This window comes from Microbacterium insulae (assembly GCF_042677065.1).
GTDB classification, from domain to species: domain Bacteria; phylum Actinomycetota; class Actinomycetes; order Actinomycetales; family Microbacteriaceae; genus Microbacterium; species Microbacterium insulae.
This window is the reverse complement of the sequence record NZ_JBHTII010000001.1, coordinates 515,666-536,319: the sequence shown is the minus strand read 5'-3', so window position 1 is coordinate 536,319 and position 20,654 is coordinate 515,666. Positions and strand designations below refer to the sequence as shown.

Annotated in this window: 21 protein-coding genes and 3 tRNA genes; 13 read left to right on the top strand and 11 right to left on the bottom strand. The window is 69.3% G+C overall.

The features are described 5' to 3' along the window. Positions 1-53: 53 nt before the first annotated feature. Positions 54-135 (top strand) — tRNA-Tyr (locus ACFQ0P_RS02535). 263 nt (positions 136-398) lie between these two features. On the opposite strand, the gene ACFQ0P_RS02530 is transcribed toward ACFQ0P_RS02535, so the two are convergent. Continuing rightward, complete coding sequence (locus tag ACFQ0P_RS02530) at positions 399-1,022, bottom strand: TetR/AcrR family transcriptional regulator (protein WP_204980148.1); 624 nt, start codon at positions 1,020-1,022, stop codon at positions 399-401. 92 nt (positions 1,023-1,114) lie between these two features. Between ACFQ0P_RS02530 and ACFQ0P_RS02525 the strand changes: the two genes are divergently transcribed. Both ACFQ0P_RS02525 and ACFQ0P_RS02520 read left to right on the top strand, forming a co-directional pair. Next, positions 1,115-1,768 carry a hypothetical protein gene (locus ACFQ0P_RS02525; protein ID WP_204980147.1) on the top strand — a complete coding sequence of 218 codons (654 nt, stop codon included), beginning with the start codon at positions 1,115-1,117 and terminating at the stop codon, positions 1,766-1,768. 68 nt (positions 1,769-1,836) lie between these two features. Further along, a complete protein-coding gene (locus ACFQ0P_RS02520; protein WP_204980146.1) occupies positions 1,837-2,517 on the top strand; it encodes a hypothetical protein in 681 nt (226 codons plus the stop codon). A 78-nt stretch (positions 2,518-2,595) separates the two neighbouring features. Here ACFQ0P_RS02520 and ACFQ0P_RS02515 read toward each other — a convergent pair whose 3' ends face one another. The 3 genes from ACFQ0P_RS02515 to ACFQ0P_RS02505 are packed head-to-tail and all read right to left on the bottom strand — an operon-like array spanning position 2,596 to position 5,233. Beyond that, positions 2,596-3,201 (bottom strand): hypothetical protein, encoded by a 606-nt coding sequence (locus ACFQ0P_RS02515; protein WP_204980145.1) that lies wholly within the window; start codon positions 3,199-3,201, stop codon positions 2,596-2,598. A gap of 11 nt (positions 3,202-3,212) precedes the next feature. Then, a complete protein-coding gene (locus ACFQ0P_RS02510; protein WP_204980144.1) occupies positions 3,213-4,409 on the bottom strand; it encodes a hypothetical protein in 1,197 nt (398 codons plus the stop codon). Further along, the gene (locus ACFQ0P_RS02505; RefSeq protein ID WP_204980143.1) at positions 4,406-5,233 is read right to left on the bottom strand and encodes a hypothetical protein; all 828 of its coding nucleotides are present in this window, start codon (positions 5,231-5,233) and stop codon (positions 4,406-4,408) included. The genes ACFQ0P_RS02510 and ACFQ0P_RS02505 overlap by 4 nt, the downstream gene beginning before the upstream one ends. Positions 5,234-5,450: 217 nt before the next feature. Between ACFQ0P_RS02505 and ACFQ0P_RS02500 the strand changes: the two genes are divergently transcribed. Beyond that, on the top strand, positions 5,451-6,530 hold the full coding sequence (locus tag ACFQ0P_RS02500) for a hypothetical protein (protein WP_204980142.1): 1,080 nt from the start codon (positions 5,451-5,453) through the stop codon (positions 6,528-6,530). Between the two features lie 19 nt (positions 6,531-6,549). On the opposite strand, the gene ACFQ0P_RS02495 is transcribed toward ACFQ0P_RS02500, so the two are convergent. After that, positions 6,550-8,133: a phytoene desaturase family protein gene (locus tag ACFQ0P_RS02495; protein WP_204980141.1), complete on the bottom strand. Its 1,584-nt coding sequence runs from the start codon at positions 8,131-8,133 to the stop codon at positions 6,550-6,552. 51 nt (positions 8,134-8,184) lie between these two features. On the opposite strand from ACFQ0P_RS02495, the gene ACFQ0P_RS02490 reads away from it, so the two are divergent. The 4 genes from ACFQ0P_RS02490 (at position 8,185) to ACFQ0P_RS02475 (ending at position 10,987) form a co-directional block, all read left to right on the top strand. Further along, the gene (locus ACFQ0P_RS02490) at positions 8,185-8,985 is read left to right on the top strand and encodes an inositol monophosphatase family protein (RefSeq protein WP_204980140.1); all 801 of its coding nucleotides are present in this window, start codon (positions 8,185-8,187) and stop codon (positions 8,983-8,985) included. 198 nt (positions 8,986-9,183) lie between these two features. Next, positions 9,184-10,743 (top strand): peptidoglycan DD-metalloendopeptidase family protein, encoded by a 1,560-nt coding sequence (locus tag ACFQ0P_RS02485; protein WP_204980139.1) that lies wholly within the window; start codon positions 9,184-9,186, stop codon positions 10,741-10,743. 64 nt (positions 10,744-10,807) lie between these two features. Continuing rightward, positions 10,808-10,879 (top strand) — tRNA-Thr (locus ACFQ0P_RS02480). A gap of 34 nt (positions 10,880-10,913) precedes the next feature. Beyond that, positions 10,914-10,987: transfer RNA gene (locus ACFQ0P_RS02475), tRNA-Met, on the top strand. A gap of 188 nt (positions 10,988-11,175) precedes the next feature. Here the strand turns inward: ACFQ0P_RS02475 and ACFQ0P_RS02470 are convergent. Continuing rightward, positions 11,176-11,631 (bottom strand): MarR family winged helix-turn-helix transcriptional regulator, encoded by a 456-nt coding sequence (locus tag ACFQ0P_RS02470; protein ID WP_378771239.1) that lies wholly within the window; start codon positions 11,629-11,631, stop codon positions 11,176-11,178. A gap of 25 nt (positions 11,632-11,656) precedes the next feature. On the opposite strand from ACFQ0P_RS02470, the gene ACFQ0P_RS02465 reads away from it, so the two are divergent. Continuing rightward, positions 11,657-12,892, top strand: coding sequence for an FAD-dependent monooxygenase (locus ACFQ0P_RS02465; protein WP_378771236.1), 1,236 nt, complete (start codon positions 11,657-11,659; stop codon positions 12,890-12,892). A 45-nt stretch (positions 12,893-12,937) separates the two neighbouring features. Here ACFQ0P_RS02465 and ACFQ0P_RS02460 read toward each other — a convergent pair whose 3' ends face one another. Together ACFQ0P_RS02460 and ACFQ0P_RS02455 are read right to left on the bottom strand one after the other, a co-directional pair. Beyond that, complete coding sequence (locus tag ACFQ0P_RS02460; RefSeq protein ID WP_204980137.1) at positions 12,938-13,219, bottom strand: winged helix-turn-helix transcriptional regulator; 282 nt, start codon at positions 13,217-13,219, stop codon at positions 12,938-12,940. Next, the gene (locus tag ACFQ0P_RS02455) at positions 13,216-13,620 is read right to left on the bottom strand and encodes a VOC family protein (RefSeq protein WP_204980136.1); all 405 of its coding nucleotides are present in this window, start codon (positions 13,618-13,620) and stop codon (positions 13,216-13,218) included. The genes ACFQ0P_RS02460 and ACFQ0P_RS02455 overlap by 4 nt, the downstream gene beginning before the upstream one ends. A gap of 101 nt (positions 13,621-13,721) precedes the next feature. Between ACFQ0P_RS02455 and ACFQ0P_RS02450 the strand changes: the two genes are divergently transcribed. Further along, a complete protein-coding gene (locus ACFQ0P_RS02450; RefSeq protein ID WP_204980135.1) occupies positions 13,722-14,810 on the top strand; it encodes a trypsin-like serine peptidase in 1,089 nt (362 codons plus the stop codon). Here the strand turns inward: ACFQ0P_RS02450 and ACFQ0P_RS02445 are convergent. The 3 genes from ACFQ0P_RS02445 to ACFQ0P_RS02435 are packed head-to-tail and all read right to left on the bottom strand — an operon-like array spanning position 14,770 to position 17,247. Next, complete coding sequence (locus ACFQ0P_RS02445) at positions 14,770-15,546, bottom strand: DUF2071 domain-containing protein (RefSeq protein ID WP_204980134.1); 777 nt, start codon at positions 15,544-15,546, stop codon at positions 14,770-14,772. The genes ACFQ0P_RS02450 and ACFQ0P_RS02445 overlap by 41 nt on opposite strands. Further along, on the bottom strand, positions 15,543-16,217 hold the full coding sequence (locus ACFQ0P_RS02440) for a TetR/AcrR family transcriptional regulator (RefSeq protein WP_204980133.1): 675 nt from the start codon (positions 16,215-16,217) through the stop codon (positions 15,543-15,545). Before ACFQ0P_RS02440 ends, ACFQ0P_RS02445 begins: the two co-directional genes overlap by 4 nt. Then, positions 16,207-17,247 carry an epimerase gene (locus ACFQ0P_RS02435; RefSeq protein WP_204980132.1) on the bottom strand — a complete coding sequence of 347 codons (1,041 nt, stop codon included), beginning with the start codon at positions 17,245-17,247 and terminating at the stop codon, positions 16,207-16,209. The genes ACFQ0P_RS02440 and ACFQ0P_RS02435 overlap by 11 nt, the downstream gene beginning before the upstream one ends. 204 nt (positions 17,248-17,451) lie before the next feature. Between ACFQ0P_RS02435 and ACFQ0P_RS02430 the strand changes: the two genes are divergently transcribed. From ACFQ0P_RS02430 to ACFQ0P_RS02420, 3 genes are read left to right on the top strand one after another with little or no spacing between them, the layout of a single operon-like run. After that, positions 17,452-18,528, top strand: a complete 1,077-nt coding sequence (locus ACFQ0P_RS02430; RefSeq protein WP_204980131.1) for an acyl-CoA dehydrogenase — start codon at positions 17,452-17,454, stop codon at positions 18,526-18,528. After that, positions 18,525-19,910, top strand: coding sequence for a bifunctional PIG-L family deacetylase/class I SAM-dependent methyltransferase (locus tag ACFQ0P_RS02425; protein WP_204980130.1), 1,386 nt, complete (start codon positions 18,525-18,527; stop codon positions 19,908-19,910). The genes ACFQ0P_RS02430 and ACFQ0P_RS02425 overlap by 4 nt, the downstream gene beginning before the upstream one ends. Beyond that, complete coding sequence (locus ACFQ0P_RS02420; RefSeq protein ID WP_204980129.1) at positions 19,907-20,653, top strand: glycosyltransferase; 747 nt, start codon at positions 19,907-19,909, stop codon at positions 20,651-20,653. The genes ACFQ0P_RS02425 and ACFQ0P_RS02420 overlap by 4 nt, the downstream gene beginning before the upstream one ends. Position 20,654 lies beyond the last annotated feature (1 nt).

Genomic DNA, 20,654 nt, shown 5'->3' with positions numbered 1-20,654 from the left:
TAAGATGAGTGATCGCGCCTCCGGTCGTCTGCAAAAGTCGGACGGGTGCGCCTGGCGAGTTACCCAAGCGGCCAAAGGGATCTGACTGTAAATCAGCCGGCGTAGCCTTCGGGGGTTCGAATCCCTCACTCGCCACCGAACGAGCAAAGCGCCCCCTCGTGGGGCGCTTTGCTCGTTCTATCTCGTGCTGTGGGATTCGGGGAGGAGCCCCGCGCAGCGGTGCGACGGAGTCCCTCGCCCGCCACCCTGCCGATCAGCCGTGCACCGATACGGAGATGTGCACGATTGCGGATGCTTCACCCCCGCAGCATCCGAAATCCTGCATATCTCCGCGATTGTGCATGCGCAGCGCGGGCGGTAAAGCGTGCGGGCGGACGGGACGTCGCGCGGTTCTTCGGCTACTGACCCTCGCGCGGAACGGTCCACGCGGTGGTGACGGCATGGACGGCGATGCGGAGGGTTTCGGCTTCGGACTCCACCAGTACCGCGCCCGCGGGGAGGGCACGCTCGGTCATGAGGCCGTTGGTCACGGTCGCGAGGAACCGGGCCCGCGCCTCGACGTCGCCCGGTGGGATGGCGCCCTCCTCGATGAGGACGTCGAGCCAGCGCTCGATCCGGTGGCGTCCCAGTCGTTCGAGCGCCAGATAGGTGGCTGCCTCATCGTCGGACGGGGCCGAGGCGACATAGGCCTCGTACATCGCTGACCACTGCCGGCGCGCGGCTTCGCCGACGCCGACCTCCGCCAGCATGAGCCGCAGTGCGGCGAGCAGCCGCTCGGTAGGACTCAGGGTGTGGTCGTTGATGGGGTCGTTCGGGATGTCGAGGTCGTAGAGCCCAGCCACGACGGTGTCGATCAGGGCGCGCTGCGTGGGGAAGAAGTGGCGCAGCGATCCGGTGCTGACCTGAGCGCGTGCGGCGACGGCTCGCACGCTGAGCCGCGCCGTGGGGTTCTCGCCCAGCATGGTCGCGGCGGCGATCAGGATCTTCGCGCGTGTTCCCGGCTGCTTCGCCTCTTCGTCCATGGCCCCTCCTCGACCCCGACACTATCACGGTGTGCTAGTGTTGCCGATCGGAACTAGCACAGTGTGATAGCGACGACGGATGAGGGGCGAAGATGAGTATCGAAGCATGGCGATTCCGCCGCGCCTCACGGCGGGTGCGGGCGGGACGAGGTGAACCGCTGCCGCCGTTCCGCTGGTGGCAGGTGTTCGGGCGGTCGCTGATGCGGCTCACCGTAGAAGGCCCGCGAGGCGCGGCATCCACCTACGCGGTGGATGTGCGCAAAGCCGGCGACGGGCACGACGGACGGGTGCGGGCACGGCTCTACCGCGACGGCCGCCTCGAGTCGCTCTCGACCCTCCCTGCTCGTTTCTCGGTGCCCGGCGGTCACATCGAGGTCGCGGTCGGCGGGTTCGGTCTCCGCCGATGCCACTATGTGCGGATCGACGGCGGCGAGTCGCCGCTCACCCCGGATCCGGCTTCCGCGGAGGGTCTTCGCGGGCTCCTGCGCCGGCAGCATCCTCGCCTGAGTGCAGCCATCGGCGCGCTCTCCCTCGTGTTCGTCGTCGCCGGGTTGTGTGTGACGGTTCCGCAGCTCGTCGAGACGATCTCCCGCGTCCCCGCGATCGCCGAGTCCATCGGCGTCTTCGACTCTCCGGTGGATCTGCCGATCGGGGTCAACGTGGTCATCGGTGCGGCGGCGGTGCTCGGCAGCGTCGAGCGCGCCCTCCGCATGCAGGCCGGCTGGATCGACGACCTCGCCAGCTGAATCGCACCCCGCCTGAATCACACGCCCGCCTGAATCACGCCGCGCCCAGCGGCCCACGAAAGGAACCCATGTCCGCCCCCACTTCTCCCGCCCGCGAGCTCGAACTCGAGCAGCAGCGTCGTGCGCCCGCCTTCCTGAGGCGGCCGTTCGGGATCATCCGCGCGAATGCCCGCGTGTATCTGCTCCTCAATCTGCTCGCGTATGGTCTCGTCGCGATCGGAATGGTCATCGGGATGCTGTTCCCCGACCTCACCGCCGGAAGAGCGGAGAGCCTCGAGGCCGACGGCACCGGCGACTTCGTTCGCTCCCTGATCAGCAGCCCGTGGTTGTTCGCCGCGGTCATCCTGGTGGTGAACCTCTTCCAGATGAGCCTGCTGACCGTCGTCCTTCCCTCGCTGGTCATCCCGTTCGTCGGCATCCTCACCTTCTCGGTCTGGGCCGTCGTCACCGGGGTCACCATCGTGCCGGGCGACGCGCAAGGCTGGGTCGCGATGATCCCGCACTCGCTCACCCTCGTGATCGAGCTGCAGGCGTACGTGCTCGTGCTGCTCGGTGTCTTCCTCCTCGGCAAGCAGTGGCTGCGACCGGCAGCCGTGGGTGAGCGGACGCACCGCCGCGGATACCTCCGTGGGCTCCAGAGCCTCGGCTGGCTGGCCATCCCCGCGCTGATCCTTCTCGTGATCGGCGCGGTCTGGGAGTCCTTCTCGCTCCTCTACCTCGTCTACCCGCTGCAGCAGTGGCTGCTCTGACGTCGCGCACCTCTCGTCGATCCGCCGTGCACATCTCCGAAATCGTGCACGCGGATGCGCGACCGCCGCGACACCGGGTCAGCCCTTGACGCCGATGTCCCGCGCGAGCGCGCCCAGGAAGGCGTCGTACGCCGCGCGCTGGCGGGTGGCCAGCGCCGCGCGCGCCTCCCGGCCGTCGGGTTGCTGAGTGGAGAATCGACGCGTCCACGAGCTGCGCCAGCGGCGGCCCCATTCGTTCTGCAGATAGGCGATGTCCGCGCGCAGCCGTGCGTCCTCGCCGCGGGCGATCCAGGTCTCGAAGAACTCCGTCATGAACGACCTATGCGCTGCGAGGGTTTCCGGGCTGAGAAGCGCCCCGTTGATCTTGACGGATCGGTCGACCGCGCGCTTGTGCGCGAGGACCTCCTCGGGGGAGATCCGCTTCCAGTCGCCGATGCAGGCGTAGAAGCAGATGATCGCGTTGATCCGCGGGGCGATCTCGTCATACACCTCGATCCGCTTGGCGACGAGCGCCTGGCTCTCGGCTTTTCGCCTTTCGAGCGATATGCCGAGGAGAGTTCCGGCAGCGCCGACGAGGAGGGTGACAAGACCGGTGATGAGGATGGTCGCGATGTCCGGGCCGCCGCTACCGACGGCCGGTGCGATCGATGGCGTGGGCGTCGACGCGAGCAGGTTCTGAAGCATCTCATCCACCCTCATCGTTCTCGCCGATTCGCGGGGATCAGGTCTTCGATCGGAGTCGGGAACGCGCGGGCGGGGAACTGGCTGCCCAGCCATGCGAGCCCGCGATCGACGGCGTCCACCAGGTCGTCCGGGTCCGGCCGCCATGGGATGTGTCCCGTCGTCATGGGCTGCAGGTGCGCCGCCGAGAAGACGAGGACGCGGGCTTCCGTCCAGCCCAGCTCGAAGAGCACGCGCGGGTCGCTCAGCACCCGGTGGAGCAGATCGAACGCGGTGGCGCGTGCGGGGTCCGGAGCCCACCGTGCGAACGCCGGCAGCGGCCACGCCCGGAGATCGTCGAAGCGGTTGCCGACGTCCTCGGTCTCGCCGGGCCAGCCCCAGCGGAACAGGCTGCGGTAGAAGTCCTCGAGCTCAGGGGAGCGGGATGTCGCGCCCAGGCGCTCCGCAACCTCGTCGCTCGTCACCGACGCCATGTCCTCCGCGAGCGAACGCGCATCGAGGACGTGATCGGTCACTCCCAGCCGCCGGGCGGCGTAGCCGAGGCGCGCGAGTGCCGATCTCCACTCCCGGACGTTCTTACCGGTCAGGTCGGAAGGTCCCCTCGCGACCAACTCCATCGCGATCGAGCCGATCGCGTCGGCGAGCCCTGTCGTCGGGTCGCGGCTCGTCGCGGAGAACGGAGGCGCCGCCAGGCTCGAGACGACGAATGCGTCCGGGTCACGCCCGATGTCCGGCGCTGCGGCGCGGCCCGACGACTCGTCACCATGCCCGGCCCGGCGTGCCGCGTCGCGGAAGTCCCTTCCGAAGTCCATCAGCGACTTCGTCGTCTCCGCATCGGGGTCTCCTGCCGGACCGCCGAGCTCTGGTTCCCCCGCGGGTGGACCGAACGGACCGCGTCCGCCCTCCTCGGGCGGAGCATCCGGCCCGCCACCCCTTCCGAGGTACACGCGACGGACGAAGGAGACGAGGTCGTCGAGGGCCGCGAACCCCACCTCTGCGCCGTCGAGGAAGACACCCGACTGGAATCGTCCTCGCGCCGCGGCCATCCCGGTGGCTCGGCTGGTGACGGGCGTGGGCAGGAAGTCCGGGGCGCTCAGGAACACTCCCGGGACGGAGAGGTCCGGTGAGTCCTGGCCGAGGTCGGCCGAACGAAACGCGGCGAACGCGAAGCCTCCCGTCGCGTCCAGGGCGTCGATGAACCAGGCCCTCACGATCGCTCCCGTCCGCCGTGCGTCACGATCGAGAGCGGGATCGCGTGCTCACGGAGGGCCTGAGCCGCCCGGCGGCGGGAGCTGAGCCAAAGGAGATCCGTCGCCGAGGGCGCCACCGTGGCGGTGGTCGCGGCGATTGAGAGCTCCTTGGCCGCCTCCCCGCCTGTCGTTCGGGCGCCGCGGATGCGGTCCGGGGCGATCGCTGTCGTGAGCGGCACCTCGATGTACTCCTCGTCTTCGAGGATGCCGCGTCCCACGGCGGCCGTGGTGAGCAGGCGCTCGTCGGATTCCGGCGACGCGGCCAGCACCTTGCGGGCGACGAGCTCGGCGCGGTCCGCCCACCGGCACGCCATTCGCACGAGTGCGTCTCTCACCGCCGCGTCGTCGGCGAGGTCGGGTCGCAGCGGATCCCGCGTGACGTTGTACGAGTTCTGCTCCAGGACGACCTGCGAATCGTCGATGCCCTCCGAGTCGATCACGAGGCAGATGTCACCGAAGTAGCGGACGCCTGCTCCGTTCAGTTCGAGCGCTGCGTAGTGGAGTGCTGTCGGGTCGATCGGCTGTGCTCCGGGCGTCGCGTCGCCCGCGAACTGCGCGGCGATGTCGGCGATCGCGTCGTCGAGCCGATTGCGCGTGGATCGCTCGTCCCCCACCCGCTTCGCGGACAGCTCATGTCGATTCCGCACGCCGCGCACGAAGACGTCCGGGACGACGGCGCAGGGAACGTTCACGACGATCCGCAGGCCGTCCCGGTGTCGCCCGCCCGCGTCGACGGGTGCGCCCTCGACGGTGCGTCTGATCGCGTCGTCGTTGGCCGCGCGCATCGCGCCGGGCTCAGGCGACCCGATTCCCACATCCACCCCCAGGAGGACGATCCATGTGCCCGCACTGTATCGCGGGCGTGAGGGCGTCCGACAGGCCCCTCCTCCACAGCCGAAATCCGCCTGCACGGAATCCCACACGTCCCGTCGCCCTCCCGAGGCGCCGCCCGCCCGTGTCAGGATGGGCGTGCGGGCGTGGCCCGCGACAGAGAGGATCGCTATGACCGCGCCTGAGCCCTACGCCCCCGAACCGCAGACCGCGGCCGAGTCGTCCGGACCCTCGCCGATCCTCCGAGCCGCGATCTGGGTGGCGATCGGAGCACTCATCGCGGCCGCGCTCGTATGCGTCGTCTGGGTCCTCATCGGGGGCCAGAACGGCATCGTCGGGCGGGCGTTCCTCACGATCCTGCTCCTGGTCGGCTTCGCCGGTGCGACGATCCTCGACGCCCACCTCGCGCCGCGTCGCCCCGGATGGTTCGCCCTTGCCAGCATGGGGGTGTGGATCGCCACGCTGCTCATCGGCGCCGTCATGATCTGGATGCCGGACAACTACGCCTTCGGCGGCATCCGTCGCTTCATCCAGTTCCTCTTCATCGTCCTGATTCTGCAGCTCGCGCTGCTCCACGTGCGCCTGTATCTGAAGGCCTTCCAGCGCCACGACACGACGTTCACGCGCGCGGTGACGATCGTGACGGTCATCCTGGTGGCGTGCCTCGCGGTGCTGCTGATCATCCCGCTCATGCTCGGTGAGTACCTGTGGTTCCCCGACATCTACTGGCGCATCACCGTGGCCGTGGCGATCCTCGCGGCCGTCGGCACCGCGCTGATCCCGCTCGTCAACGCGCTGTTCGCCCCCAAGCGGCCCCGACACGCCGCCCCGTACCCGACGCCGTACGCAGGCGGCCCCTTCCCGGGCGGCCCGGGCGTAGCGCTCGCGGCGCCGGCGCCCGCCGCTCCCGCGCAGACGGCACCGCACGCGCCGGAGCCCGCGTCGCAGGAACTCCTGCCGTGGCCCACGTACGTCGACGGGTTCACCCCGCTGCCGATGCTCCCGGACGGCTCGCCCGACTGGAACGCGTACTACACCGGATACCCGACCCCGGGGGCGCACGTGTTCGCCGCGCCCGGGCAGCCCGCCCCCGGGCAGCCCGCCCCCGAGCAGTCCGCTCCCGCGCAGGCCGCCCCCGCCTCGGCGACACCCGAGGCCCCCGCACCCGCACCGGGTTCCGACCCGTCGTCGCCCGACCACCACGGCTACGACGGCTACCCGCCGCCCCCGCCGCTGCCCCCGCGACCGTAGCGCCGCGCCGGCGCCCGGCTCAGCCCAAGAGTTCCAGCGCGGCCATGGCGGCGTTGTGCCCACCGAGGCCGCTCACCGCGCCGCCGCGCCGCGCGCCGGACCCGCAGAGCAGCACGCGCTGGTGCGCGGTCGCCACGCCCCACCGTTGCGCCGGAGTCTCCAGCGGCGCGTCGTCGTCCGCCCACGGCCACGACAGCGGGCCGTGGAAGATGTCGCCCGCCGTCATGCCCAGAGAGGCCTCGAGGTCTGCCGTCGTGCGGGCCTCGACGCAGGGCGTCCCGTCCGGAGCCTCAAACACGACGTCGGCGATCGGCTCGGCCAGCACCGAGTCGAGCGAGCGCTGGGCGGCGTCGAGCAGCGCCGAGCGCGCGGCATCCGGATCCGCGTCCTTCACGAGACGGTGCGGCACCTGAAGGCCGAAAAGAGTGAGCGTCTGCGCACCCGTTGCGCGCAGTTCCGCGCCGAGGATCGTGGGGTCCGTCAGCGAGTGGCAGTAGATCTCCGCGGGGAGCGGATCGGGGATGCCTCCGCCCGAGGCCACCCGGTACGCCTCATCGAGCTGCGACATCGTCTCGTTGATGTGGAATGTGCCTGCGAACGCCGCCTCGGGCGCGACCGCGCCGTCGCGCAGGCGGGGAAGCCGGCGCAGCAGCATGTTCACCTTGACCTGCGCACCCTCGGGCTCGGTGCCCGGGCCCGCGGTCCCGCCCATCAGACGCGTGAGCACGGCCGGGCCGACCCCGCTGAGAACGAGCCGCGCGTGGACGGTCGCGTCGCCGTCGAGCGAGGACGCCGTCACCTCGCCGTCGGGTGAGATCGCCGTGACCTCGACGTTCGTGCGCAGCTCGGCGCCGGCGGCTCGGGCGGCGCGCTCGAGCTCACCGCTGACCCGGCCCATGCCGCCCACCGGAACGTCCCAGTCGCCCGTGCCGCCGCCGATGACGTGGTACAGGAAGCACCGGTTCTGCCGCAGGCTCTCATCGTCGGCCGACGCGAACGTGCCGATCAGCCCGTCGGTCAGCGCGATCCCGCGGGCGATGTCCGAATCCAGCGATTCCCGCAGCGTCGAACCGAGGGGCCGCTCGAAGAGGTCGTCCCACAGGTTCGGGTCGCCCAGCGCGTCGCGCACAGTCGTCCGCCGTCGCAGAGGCTCGGTCACGGTCGGGAAGAGCTGCCGCGCGACCGGTGCGATCCGGTCGGCGAACGCGGCGAAGCGCCGAGCCTCGCTCGCCGAGCCCGTCACGCGGGCGAAGGACTCCGCGGTGGCCGCGGCATCCGCCGTATCGATGAGGATCCCGCGCGACGGGTCCGCCGGATCGGGCGTATAGGAGGAGTAGCGCCGACGCCGCAGGTCGATGCGCAGTCCGAGGTCGTCGATGACACGCCGCGGGAGCAGGCTCACCAGGTACGAGTAGCGCGAGAGCCGTGCGTCGACCCCGGCCCACGGTCGCTCCGACACCGCCGCCCCGCCGACGTGATCGAGGCGCTCGAGCACGACGACCGAGCGGCCGGCACGCGCGAGGTAGGCGGCGGCGGCGAGGGCGTTGTGGCCGCCCCCGACGATCGCGACATCGACGGTGGCGGGGTGGACTGCAGCGGCCATGTCTCCACGCTAGCGGGACGGATGCCGCGTCCCCGCCGCTAGCGTGGACCCATGAGCCTCGCGCACGAACTGGAATCGCTGGCGATCGACATCGCGCAGGATGCGGGGGAGCTGGCGAGGATGCGACGGCGCGAGGGAGTCGCGATCGCCGCGACCAAGTCCGCGCTCGCCGACATCGTGACCCTCGCCGATCGCGAGGTCGAGGCGCTGATCCGGGCCCGCCTCGCCGAAGCCCGGCCCGGTGACGGCTTCCTGGGCGAGGAGACCGGAGCCGAGCGCGGATCCACGGACGTGACCTGGGTCGTGGACCCGATCGACGGCACCGTCAACTACGCCTACGGCAACCCGCTCTACGCCGTCAGCGTCGCCGCCGTGATCGGCGAGCCGGTCGCGGGCGAATGGGAGGCCGTTGCGGCGGCGGTCTACGCGCCGGCTCTCGACGAGACGTTCCACGCGGCTCGGGGTGCAGGTGCCTGGCTGGGCGACGAGCGGATCGTGGTCAACGCCGAGGTCTCCGCGGCCGGCGCGCTCCTCGGGACGGGATTCGGCTACGACCCTGCGACCCACGCCGGCGACCTCGCCCGGGTCTCGAGGGTGATGCCGATGGCGCGTGACCTGCGACGCGGGGGCGCCGCATCCCTCGATCTCGCCTACGTCGCCTCGGGTCGCCTCGACGGGTACTTCGAGCGGGGACTCGCGCCGTGGGACCACGCGGCTGGAGCCCTTCTCGTCACGGAGGCGGGCGGATCCTTCGGCTTCGTCGCGAGCGATGACAGCGCGCCGCGGCCGCTCATCGTCGCGGCGACCCCGGTCATCTTCGAGCGGCTGCTCGACACCGCGCTCGCCGATTGAGCCTGGGTATTCCATAAGAATGGGAGCGATCTCACCCCGATTCCCGAGCCGCACATGGCATTCCCAGCCCGCCCGAGGTAGTGTTTACCCGATCGTTACTTTCGCTCCCCGACCGCGCAAGTGATCACTGCCCGCTGACCGTACCGTTGCCCCCCGAGCGACACGACCGAGAGCTCCCGCTTGCCTTTCGATGCCCCGATGGCTGAGCCCGCGCCCACGCGCCGTTCCAGCCGCACCTCCGCGACGCCTGTTCAGGCGTCCTCGGAGACCCTCGGAGCATCCCGCGCAGAGCTGCGTCGCCGCGCTGCCGGCTTGACCGTCGAGCAGCCCACGATCGCCTGGGGTCCGCAGAACGACGAGAAGCGGAAGGATGCCTCGGACGACGTCGCCGTGGCCCCGCTCACCGACCTGCCGGCCGCTCCCACCGCCGTCGAGATCCCGGCGCCCGCCGCTCCGGCAGAGCCCGCGCCGCTGAGCCGGCGCGCCCGTCGGGCGCTCACGGGTGAGCAGCCCATCGTGGACTCCGCGGCCACCGCGGAGTTCGAGCTCGTGGAGCCCCTTGTGGAGGTCGTCGAGACGCCGGTCGTGCTCGAAGCCGACGAAGCCTCCATCGTGCTCGAGGTCGTCGAGGCTCCGGTGCAGCTCGAGGTCGTCGAGGAGCCGGTTGCGGCGGAGGCCGTGATCGAGACGCCCACTCCCGCGCCGAGCCGGCGTCAGCGTGCGGCCCGCCGCCCGTTCGTCGAGACCCCGCTCGAGACCGAGACTCCCGCGCCGATGGCCGACGAGGTCTCGGCCCCTGCCGAAGAGGCCGCGGGGTCGGCTGCGGCGGAGGATGCGGCATCCATCGACGAGTTCGAGGCTGCGGCACGGCTCTTCTCCTTCACGGGGGAGTTCGCGGTCCCGACGGTCGAGGACCGGACCGAGACCGCGGCGGCGACCGAGGACAACGACTCTTCCGCGGATCCGGCAGCGCACGCCGCTCCCCGTAAGCCCCGCAAGACCCGTCAGCCGCGCGTGAGCCGCGGCACCGCGTTCAAGCGCGTCGCCACCGCATCGTTCTCGGTGGGTGTCATGGGCATCGTCGGCATCATGGCCGTCGGAATGACGACGCCCTCGCAAGCGGTCGCGGCCGCGAGCGGTGTGGATGCCTCGCTCATGGCGCCCGTCGCGTCGGAAGGCGCGCCCACGACCGATCTCAGCCCGGACGAGATCCAGGCCTATGTCGCCCCCTCCACGGTGGAGGCCGAGACGCTCGACCGCTCCGGAAGCTACGACACCACCACGGTCGCGGAGCTCGCATCGCAGGCCGGCATCAGCAACTTCTCGAACCTGTTCCACAACGATCCGAACAGTGCCATCCAGTGGCCCTTCGTCGTGGGTGTGACGATGTCGTACGGCTACGGAATGCGCGACGGCAAGCTGCACAAGGGCATCGACTTCACGCCCGGCTCCGGTGCGCCCATCCAGGCCATCGCAGACGGCACCGTGCGCGTCGCCTCCGAGGCCGGCGGCGACTACGGCGTGCACGTGATCATCGACCACGAGATCGACGGTCAGCTCATCTCCAGCCACTACGCGCACATGCAGTACGGCTCGATGAAGGTCGTGCCCGGACAGAAGGTCACCGTCGGCACCGTACTCGGCAACACGGGCAACACGGGACGCTCCTACGGGGCCCACACGCACTTCGAATTGCTCATCAACGGCACCGTCCCGATCGACCCGATGCCCTGGCTGCGCGAGCACGCCGGAGGCTGACTCGGATTCAGAGAGCCGCCGTCGCTCTGGTATCCTCTTCTAGTTGCCCGCATGCGGGCAGCACGCCCCGATAGCTCAGTGGCAGAGCACTTCCATGGTAAGGAAGGGGTCGTCAGTTCAATCCTGACTCGGGGCTCGCAGCATCCATTCGCGAAGAGCGGATGCCACGCGGCAGGGTAGCTCAGTTGGTGAGAGCGCACGACTCATAATCGTGAGGTCGCGGGTTCAAGCCCCGCTCCTGCTACAGATCGAAGCCCCCGGATTTCCGGGGGTTTTCTTCGTCCTCGGGGATGATGGCTGCCGACCGGTTGTACGGGTCTTGGCTCGGCGGAGGTCGGTCAGCGGCCGAATCGGTGGGCCGTTGGCGGCCCACGGAGATCATCGCGTCGTGACCCAACCAGAAGCCATTCGTGGGCGGGCAAGAGTTGCGCGTCACGGGTGAAGCTCACTCCGGTGTTGCTCGGTCACTTCGGTCATCGCGTCGAGCACGCCGCGCATCGCGTCGATCTGCTCGACAGTGACATCGTCGAAGACGCTCTGCCCTTCCTGGGCAAGCGGCCCGTAGATCGCCCACACTTGTCTCCTGCCCTCATCCGTGAGTTCGACGAGCACGCGGCGCCGGTCATCGTCCGAGGAGACCCGTCGAACGAAATCGCGCTCAACCAGCCGATCGATCAGGGTGGTCGTCGCGGCCGGGCGCAGGCCCGCCGCCACTGCCAGTTCGCCCGCCGTGAGCGGTCCTTCACTCAACCAGTCCAGGCAACGCAAGTCAGTCGGGCCAACGTGCAGCACCCGAGCGGCTGCGTCGTCGAAGGCTTGCACGCTGCGCTGGTAGCGCTGCAAGGCGAGGCCCGCCTCATGGATTGCTGCTTGACGTGTGCGCGGCACTCGTGACACCCTTTCGAGAATCGAAATGTTCGTCTGTCGTAAGACTTGTCGAGGGGAGCTTACAGTGCGCGCAATCATCGTGGGGGGCGGGATCGCCGGCTCGGCATCGGCCATGGCGTTGCAAGCCGTCGGGGTCGAGTCAACGGTGCTCGAGGCTCGGCCCGAAGGCGTCGGGGCAGGTTCGTGGTTCACCGTCGCTCCAAACGGTGTCGCGGCCCTGCAGGAGATCGGCGCGCTGGAAGCGGTGCGGGCAATCGGCGTCCCGACCCGTTCCAACATCATGGTCGGCGCGACGGGAGCGGCGATCGGTTCGGTAGGGCTGGGACGTCCCCTGTCGGACGGCACGCCCGCTTTGTCTTTCCGGCGCCCGGAGTTGGCTGCGGCGTTGAATGCCGAAGCCGTTCGGCGCGGGATCGACGTGCGCTACGCCAGTCAGGTGTCCGCGGTCCGGACGACGTCCACTTCGGCCAGTGTGGTCCTCGCTGGCGGCGAGGAACTCGAGGCTGACTTCGTCCTCGGCGCAGACGGCATCCACTCCCTCGTCCGCCGATGCATCGATCCGCACGCCCCCTCCGCGCGATATCTCGGGCTCGCGAACTTCGGGGGGATCACGCGGAACACCCGTCACTCGGCAACTCTCCAACCCGAGGCGTGGACGTTCGTGTTCGGTCGGCGCGCGTTCTTCGGCGCATTGCCGACGCCGGAGGGGGATGTCGTCTGGTTCGTCAACGAGCCCCGCCCGCCGATCAGCCGCAGCGAGCGTGCTGCGACCACGGACGCCGATTGGGTGTCCCATCTTCAGGGGCTCGCTGCATCCGACGCCGGACCGTTTGCGGATCTCATCGGCGCCAGCGAACTCCAGCTTGCCGGTGATAGCACGTTCGACCTCCCGCGAGTTCCGATGTGGAGCCGGGGCCGCCTCGCTTTGATCGGGGATTCCATCCATGCGCCTTCGCCGAGCTCAGGTCAGGGCGCGTCCATGGCGCTCGAGGACGCTGTCGTCATGGCGGCGTGCATCGATGAGTCACGAGGCGCGCTGTCGGCTGCATTCGCCGCGTTCGAAAGCCGCCGTCGCCGCCGCGTGGAGAAAATCGTCGCCCAGGGGGCTCGCTCCAGCAGCACGAAGACACCGGGACCGGTCGCGCGTCGCGTTCAAGACCACATCCTCCGGCTCGTCTTCCGCCACATCGTCACGGAGAAGAGTCAGGCGTGGGTCTTCGACTACCGCCCTCGTCTGCACACAGCTCATCGCACACCGTAGATGCCCCCGAGATCTGTAGCTCTGCGGGAAGAGCACGCGTCGCCGCTACTCCTGTCCGGCGCCCCAGCGTCGGAGCGCGATGATCGAGTCCCGCAGGGCGAGTCCGCGTTCAGTCAGCGCGTACGCGCGGGTGTTGTGGTGGAGGGGCAGCCGGTGCAAGACGTGAGCCTCCTCAAGCTCTCGGAGGCGGGTGGCCAGAACTTTGGTGCCCATTCCGAGATCGCGTTGCAGGTCGCCGTAGCGCTGTGGCCCGTCGAGCAGTCGTTCCACGATGAGCAGTGCCCACCGCGGACCGATGATCTCGAGGGCTGTGGCCAGCTCGCTCACGCGGACGTGTCAGGTTCCGGCTTCATCCAGAAGGGCGAGTAGTGGTAACCGTCCGGGTCATCGAACTGGCGCTGATACATGAACGGGTAGTCGTCGATATCGCCGACGCGTCCGCCGGCCCTCCCTGCGTGTTCCACGAGCTCATCCACGGCCTCCCGGCTGGCGAGATCGAATGAGATCGTGACCTTCGATGGGGTGTCGGGGCCGCCCACAAGGTCCTCGGTGCCACCGACTGCCGCGTACATCTCGCGGCTGCCAAGCATGACGTACTGTTCGGGCGCGATCGCGAAGCAGGACACGTTGTGGTCCGACATCTCGGCATTCATGGTCCAACCGAGGGATGTGTAGAAGGCCGTCGAGCGCTCGACGCTCTCGACCGGGCAAGTGATGAAGATGCTCATATGCGGACACTTTCAAAATGAAAGTGCGGTGTCAAGGCCCTGTGATAACGCCTCCCTGCGACCGGATGTATCGACGGCGACGACGCGAGCCTCCTCTGTGCATGGAAAAGAACTCCGGCGGCATCGAACCGCCTCTCACGGAACGTGCACTCCGCAAAGCGGAACTCAGCATCCGGCGCCACGAGGCCGCGCCTCCGACGCCGATCACGGCGAGCTTCGACATCGCCACGGACACCGACGGCAAGCCTGAAGTGGCCGTCGAACAGACAGCGGATGGCCGATGGCGCGTGAACGTGTCCATCGATCGTGCTCGAACAGCGCTCATCGAGCGCGCGGCACCAGAACTCATCCGTGTCACGAACCGGAAGCTGACCGCCGGTCTGTCACGCATGAAGCCCGACGAGCTCGCACCCTCCATTCCCGCGGACCGTGACGATCTCGCGATCACTCCGCAGCTCCCGCACGGGCTGCGTGACGTTCGTGCTTTCAGAGACGATCGCGACATTCGGCCGACGACCGTCTTCAACCCGGACGGGCGATGGGTCTACTACGACGAGCACTATCCCTGGCGCTGTGTGGTCCGCATGACGCGGCCATCCGGGTGGAGCGGGAGCGGGGTGCTCATCGGGCCGCGGCACGTGCTGACCGCGAGCCACTGCGTCGACTGGACGCCCGGCTGGCTCCGAGTCGACGTGCTCTACACGAACGGCAGCTCGCTGGCGGCCGCGTACGGCACACACGCGTACTTCGTCCAGAAGGTGACCGCCGCCAACTACAGCTCCACGAACATGGACGACGACTACTCGGTCATCGTCCTCGATCAGCGTCTGGGCGACACGTACGGGTGGTTCGGCGCTCGCACGTACTCGGACTCGTGGGACGACGAGGTGCTCCCCTGGCGCAACATCGGGTACCCCCAGGACTTCAGCTCGACCGGCGAGCTGGTCACGTATCAGCGCGACTTCGCGCTCGACGAGGACGACTTCGACTCCGACAGCGGAGGCCGGGTGCTCCTCAGCGACACGTTCGACAACTGGCCGGGCCAGTCCGGGAGCCCAGTGTTCGGCTTCTGGTCGGACGGCCCCTATGTCGTCGGCGTCACATCGGGCGAGAGCAGCTCGAACAACTTCGTCGCGGGCGGCGAGCGCCTCACCGGGCTCGTCCGTCGGGCAAGGCAGGAACACCCGTGATCGTTCGAGACCGCGTCGACAGTACCGAGTCGGGCTTGGTCCACTGGATGGGGATGTCCCGCATTATGAGGACGTTGTCGAGGGCTGCTGATCCGCCGGGCAGCGCGTCGAAGTAGCTTGACTCGATACGAAGTGGCATGCCGGCGGTGACGCGCCAGTCGAAGGCGCGGAGCTGGAGCCCTTCGAGCGTGTGACCGCTGCGGGTTGGAGACCAGCCCACGTCTCCATGGCGAAAGAACTCGGACGCGTCGTCGAGTGTCGGGAACAGGGAACTGGACCAATCCTCAGTGACGCGCACGTCTGCGGCGACCGTGGTGTTCCGCGTCGTCAGACGTACGTGGATCTGCTCAGGCGTATCTCGTGCCTGGAACCGCGCGTGATGGTGGACGCCGGGGAAGAGGCGGCCGCCGACGACGACGGGAATCCACGACGCGGAGTGTCGCTCGGGAATGAACACGCCGGCATGGGGACCATCCGCCTCGTCCCACTCGACGGCGATGCGGTGCGCGGCGTTCTCGAATCGCCATCCGATGCGCCGAGGCATCCAGCCGGGGCGTACGTGACCCAGCCGGATCATGCAGATTCCGGCGACGGCGGATCCGTCCACCAGCTGAGGCCGGAGTCCGGTCGGAAGCAGGGCGCGGGCGATGGTCGGATCGAGGCGGTAGCTGATCAGAAGTCGCCGCTCGATGACTCCTTCCAACGGAAGGGTAATACGGGTCAGGTCTGCGGTCATGCGTGCACGTCGTTGACGAGCGCGAGCATGTCCCGGAGGGCGCCGCGGAGGATGGGCAGTCGCGCCAAGGGCAGCACGGACCCGAGCAGTTTCAGACCACGGTCGAGGAGCTTTCGTGTGCGGCGCTGACCTTCAGAGGTGTCGTAGACCCAGAACAGGGCGAGCAGCAGATGGGCGAGGACGAGGGCACGGGGAAGCAGGCTTCGGATGTCGTCGGGCACGCCGGTCGCGCTTGCATTGTCGACGGCCTGTGCGAAGAGGCTCTGGACGATCGCGAGGGCTTCGGCGGATTCGGTGGACAGGGGGTTGATCGGGGAGCGCGGCGAGACTGCTGCGGAGAGGAACTCTCCTGCGTGCGCGTGATAGGGGGTGAGCTGGTCGAGGCCGGTCGAATAGACGATGCGGAGGCGGTCGATCAGGCGGGTCTCGGCCGCGAGGAGAGGCTCTGCGACGGTGCGGTGTGCTTCCTGCACGTCGAGATAGAGCTCCTGGATGAGGTGGTTCTTCGACGGGAAGTGGTAGTGGGTCGCGCCCACAGACATGCCGAGTTCGTCCGCGATCTTCCGGATCGTAGTCGCGTCGTACCCGTTGTCCCGGAAGGACGCGAGAGCGGCCGTGCGGATTCGGAGGCGGGTGCGGTCGCCCTTGCCAGGTTGGCGCTCAGGCGACATCGCGGGTGCTCCGTGCGGCGGTGACATGCGGTACGCCGCTGTGGGTGTCATGGCTGCGGAAGACGCCGGTCAGCGCTGCCTCGAGGTCGCCGTGAGCGAACGTGAAGCCGGCGTCGGTGAGGGTCCCGGGCAGAACCCACCGGCTCTTGAGGATCAGTTCCGATTCGGTGCGCAGCGTCCACATGCCGATCTCTAGCATCCACCGCCGCGTGGGCAGCCCGAACGGGGCTCCCACCACCTTCCGCAAGGTCTGCATCAGAGTGCGGTTGTCCGACGGGTTCGGCGAGGCAATGTTGATCGGGCCGGTGAGGCGGTCATCGTCTCGGATGACGCGGATAGCCGCGACGACGTCGTCGATGTGCACCCAGCTGAACTTCTGCCGCCCACCGGTGCGGTACCAGGGAGCGGTGCGCGGTCCGGTCGGATGTGCCCCGATGCCGCGGTAGCGGCGGTGGGGCGGGCACCAGCCGTCGTATTGAGTCCCACCTAGTCCGTACCGTGCCAGGGTGAGAAGCATCTGCGTTGCCGGACCGTCGCCGATCACGATCGCCATGCGCAGTGCGACACGTCGCGTGTCGGGCAGGGACTCTGCGAACAGTTCCGATTCCCAGGCGGTCGCGACATCTACCGAGAATCCTGACCCGATCTCACCGGTCGCTTCCGTTTGCGGACGATCCATTGCCTGGCGGTAAATGGTCGCTGTCGACGCGTTCAGCCAGACACGGGGCGGCCGGTCGGCACTCTTCATCGCTTCTCGCAGAGACCGCGTTGTCGAAAGTCGTGAACTGAGGATCTCGTGTCGGTTCTGGTCGGTGTAGCGGCAGTTCACCGATCGGCCGGCGAAGTTGAGCACGACATCAGCGCCGTCGACGGCTCGTTTGATCGCGTCGCCATCGTTCCAGCCGATGCCAGCACTGCGGCCGATGTAGCGCAGGTCGAACCCATCCGCCTCGAACGCTTCCGCCACCGCAGCTCCGATGAATCCACGTCCGCCGGCGATCACCGCGACAGGCCTGTGCCCCGTGCTCATGATCGAACAGTACTACAGATCTGAACACGTTCAGTAATGCTCGTTTCCGACCTCGAGGGGAAACGCATCTGTACACGTTGCGCGGGCGCGGACGAGGAGACGCTTGTCTCGGTCCCGCCCGCGTCTCCTCAGGCTTCCGAGTTGTGCTGTCAAGCCCCGGGCCACGGCCGCGCGGAGCGTCTAGCGTCGCCGCAGGAGGTTTCTGTGGCTTCAGTGGATGTGCCCGCCCGCGTATCACTCACGGCGTGGGGTGACGAGAGCCGACCGCGCGGCGCCCATCCCGGAATCGAAGCCGCAGGCGGGGGCGACAGCATCCCGGCGCTCATCGACTGGTGCGTCGGCATAGGACGCATCGCGCCCCGAGTCGGTGAAGGCTCCACGGCGGCGCTCTGGGAGCTGCTCGCCGCGGCGGCGTATCGGGATGTCGCGACCGCGCGAGTGCTCGAACCTCACCTGGACGCGCTCAGCATCGTCGCCCAGGCCGGAACCGACTTCGGCGCGGGTCGGGATCCGTGGAACCTGCGCTCGATCGGAGCCGGCGCCGGATCGTCGTGGGGGGTCTTCGCCGCAGAGGGAGCGGGCCTGCGCCTCGATGCGCGCGAAGGCCCGTCCGGCTGGACCCTTCACGGCACCAAGCCGTGGTGCTCCCTCGCCGCGCACCTCAGCCACGCGCTCGTGACGGCCTTCGTCGGGGAGGAGCGGCGCCTGTTCGCCGTCGCCCTCGGAGCGGACGGCGTCTCCGCCCATGACGGGCCCTGGGTCGCGCGAGGGCTTCCCGATGTCGTCAGCGCCCCCGTCGACTTCGACGGCGCCGCGGCGGTGCCGGTAGGCGAAGTCGGCTGGTACCTGAGCCGGCCGGGCTTCGCGTGGGGCGGCATGTCGGTCGCGGCGTGCTGGTGGGGCGGGGCGGTGGGCCTGCTCGATGCGCTCGCCGCAGCAGCGGCGACCGAGCGCGCAGACCAAGTCGCCCTCGTGCACCTCGGAAGAGTGGATACCGCGCTCTGGGCGACCCGCGCGGTGCTCCGCGAAGCGGCCGACCTCATCGACGACCGCGCTCCCGTCGACCCGCGCCTGCTCGCTCAGCGCGTGCGAGACAGCGCCGCGCACGCCGCGACCACCGCGCTCGCCGAGGCCGATGCCGCGCTCGGCCCGCTGCCCCTCGTCGCGGACGAGGCACACGCGCGCCGTGCGGCGGACCTCCACCTCTACATCCGGCAGCACCATGGGCTGCGCGACGCCGCACGACTCGGAAGGCTCGCCCTCGCGGAGGCGGGTCGATGAGCCGCCCCTTCAGCCACCTCGATCCGGGTACGGCGGAGGAGCACTGGCAAGACGAGCTTCGCCGGCGCCCGATCGAACTCCTGGACGACGACATCGACCTCCTCGTCGTCGTCGCGGCCCACCCCGACGACGAGACTCTCGGTGCGGCCGGCCTGATGTCGCGGACGGCGGGGCGCGGCATCCCGGTCATCGTCGTGATCGCGACGGACGGCGAAGGGTCGCACCCCGCCTCGCCGACCTCCTCGCCGGAAGACCTCGCCGAGAGGCGACGGATCGAGACCGCACGGGCCGTGTCGATCGTGGCGCCGGGCAGCGACATCCACTTCCTGGGCCTTCCGGACGGGCAGCTCGAACAGCGCAGCGGTAACCTCCGCGACGCTCTTGCGGGGATCGTGGAGGGCGCATCGGCGGCGCCGGACAGGATGCTGGTGGTCGCGCCGTGGTCGGGCGACGGGCATCGCGACCATCGCATCACCGCAGAGGCATGCGATGCGGTCTGCGATCCCCGCGGTATCCGTAGGGCTCACTACCCCATCTGGGCCTGGCACTGGGGGACCGCGGACGATCTGCCCTGGGCGCTCTCGCGAGCCGTGCGGCTCGACGGGTGGGAGACCGCGGCCAAGAGGCGCGCCATCGCGTCCCACACCACGCAGATCGCGCCGCTCTCGGACCAGCCGGGGGACGAGACTCTCCTTCACGCGCGCATGGTGTCGCACTTCGAACGCGACGTCGAGGTCTTCGTGCTGGGGGAGGAACGGCTCGCCGAGCGGGACAAGGGCAGTCTCGACGCTGCCTATTTCGACGCCTTCTATGCGCGCAACGGCGACGATCCGTGGGGATTCGAGTCGCGCTGGTATGAGGAGCGCAAGCGGGAGATCCTCCTCGCGTCGCTGCCGGACCGGTCGCTCGGCGCTGTTCTCGAGGTGGGCTGCGCCACCGGCGTCCTCACGGAGCGGCTCGCGGCACGTGCGGACTCCGTCTTGGCGATGGATGCTGCGCATGCCGCCGTGAGACGTGCGCAGGAGCGGGTCGGTACTGACCCTCGCGTGACCGTGCGGGTCGGGGCGGCACCCGGCGACTGGCCCGAGGGCGAGTTCGACACCATCGTCCTGTCGGAAGTGGGCTATTACCTGAGCTCGGCGGACCTGAGGAATCTCCGCGAGCGCGTCGCGGGGTCGCTCACCGACCAGGGGTGTGTGGTCGCATGCCACTGGCGGCATCCCGTGCGCGACTATCCGCTCAGCGGCGATGACGTGCACGACATCCTCTCGGAAGACCCCTCGTGGAGGACGCTGGTCTCGCACCGGGAACACGACTTCCGTCTCGAGGTCTTCGCGCCGGCAGCCCGGGAATCGGTGGCGCAACGGGAAGGCCTGGCATGATCCGCCCGCGGATCGACGCCGTGGCGGTGGTGGTCCCCGTCCGCAACGAGGAACGTCTGCTGGCTCGCACCCTGACCGCGCTCACCGCGGCGGTCGACGTCGCGGAGGCTGCGCGCCTCCGTTGCGAAGTCAGGATCGTGCTGGATGCCTGCACCGACGCATCCGGCGAGATCGCCGCCCGCTTCGCCTTCCCGCTCGTCGAGTGCAGCGCCGTCAGAGTGGGAGCCGCGCGGCGACGGGGCGTCGCCGCTGCGCTCGACGCTCTCGACGATGTCGACGACGCGCGCATCTGGATCGCGAACACCGATGCGGACTCACGCGTTCCGAGCCGTTGGCTCACCCGGCAGCGCGCCGTCGCCGAGGTCGCCGACGTGTACACGGGAACGGTGCGCCCGGACTTCGACGAGCTTCCCGCGTTGCAGCAGCGTCATTGGCTGTCGACGCACGCTCCCGGCCGGAAGAACGCGAACGTGCACGGCGCGAACCTCGGGCTGCGCGCGCAGACATACCTGGATGCCGGTGGATTCGCCGAACTCGGAGAGCACGAAGACGTAGACCTCGTCGCCCGGTGCCGGGCACGCGGCGCTGTCATCCTCGGCGACGACAGCGCCGAGGTGATCACTTCCGGCCGATACGTGGGACGGACCCCGGGCGGGTACGCCGATTTCCTGAGGCGGCAGGCATCGCAACTCAGCGACGGCGCGCCCGGCGAAGCCGTTCGGTCCGTCGGCTCGTCCGGCTGAC

What these genes read in the sequence shown, in the direction of transcription:
- ACFQ0P_RS02485 (WP_204980139.1), top strand. Translation starts at nt 9,184, where the DNA reads ATGGCTGAGCCCGCGCCCACGCGCCGTTCCAGCCGCACCTCCGCGACG.
- ACFQ0P_RS02500 (WP_204980142.1), top strand. Translation starts at nt 5,451, where the DNA reads ATGACCGCGCCTGAGCCCTACGCCCCCGAACCGCAGACCGCGGCCGAG.
- ACFQ0P_RS02455 (WP_204980136.1), bottom strand. Translation starts at nt 13,620, where the DNA reads ATGAGCATCTTCATCACTTGCCCGGTCGAGAGCGTCGAGCGCTCGACG.
- ACFQ0P_RS02515 (WP_204980145.1), bottom strand. Translation starts at nt 3,201, where the DNA reads ATGCTTCAGAACCTGCTCGCGTCGACGCCCACGCCATCGATCGCACCG.
- ACFQ0P_RS02530 (WP_204980148.1), bottom strand. Translation starts at nt 1,022, where the DNA reads ATGGACGAAGAGGCGAAGCAGCCGGGAACACGCGCGAAGATCCTGATC.
- ACFQ0P_RS02490 (WP_204980140.1), top strand. Translation starts at nt 8,185, where the DNA reads ATGAGCCTCGCGCACGAACTGGAATCGCTGGCGATCGACATCGCGCAG.
- ACFQ0P_RS02505 (WP_204980143.1), bottom strand. Translation starts at nt 5,233, where the DNA reads ATGCGCGCGGCCAACGACGACGCGATCAGACGCACCGTCGAGGGCGCA.
- ACFQ0P_RS02520 (WP_204980146.1), top strand. Translation starts at nt 1,837, where the DNA reads ATGTCCGCCCCCACTTCTCCCGCCCGCGAGCTCGAACTCGAGCAGCAG.
- ACFQ0P_RS02465 (WP_378771236.1), top strand. Translation starts at nt 11,657, where the DNA reads ATGTTCGTCTGTCGTAAGACTTGTCGAGGGGAGCTTACAGTGCGCGCA.
- ACFQ0P_RS02445 (WP_204980134.1), bottom strand. Translation starts at nt 15,546, where the DNA reads ATGACCGCAGACCTGACCCGTATTACCCTTCCGTTGGAAGGAGTCATC.
- ACFQ0P_RS02440 (WP_204980133.1), bottom strand. Translation starts at nt 16,217, where the DNA reads ATGTCGCCTGAGCGCCAACCTGGCAAGGGCGACCGCACCCGCCTCCGA.
- ACFQ0P_RS02425 (WP_204980130.1), top strand. Translation starts at nt 18,525, where the DNA reads ATGAGCCGCCCCTTCAGCCACCTCGATCCGGGTACGGCGGAGGAGCAC.
- ACFQ0P_RS02495 (WP_204980141.1), bottom strand. Translation starts at nt 8,133, where the DNA reads ATGGCCGCTGCAGTCCACCCCGCCACCGTCGATGTCGCGATCGTCGGG.
- ACFQ0P_RS02420 (WP_204980129.1), top strand. Translation starts at nt 19,907, where the DNA reads ATGATCCGCCCGCGGATCGACGCCGTGGCGGTGGTGGTCCCCGTCCGC.
- ACFQ0P_RS02450 (WP_204980135.1), top strand. Translation starts at nt 13,722, where the DNA reads ATGGAAAAGAACTCCGGCGGCATCGAACCGCCTCTCACGGAACGTGCA.
- ACFQ0P_RS02525 (WP_204980147.1), top strand. Translation starts at nt 1,115, where the DNA reads ATGAGTATCGAAGCATGGCGATTCCGCCGCGCCTCACGGCGGGTGCGG.
- ACFQ0P_RS02435 (WP_204980132.1), bottom strand. Translation starts at nt 17,247, where the DNA reads ATGAGCACGGGGCACAGGCCTGTCGCGGTGATCGCCGGCGGACGTGGA.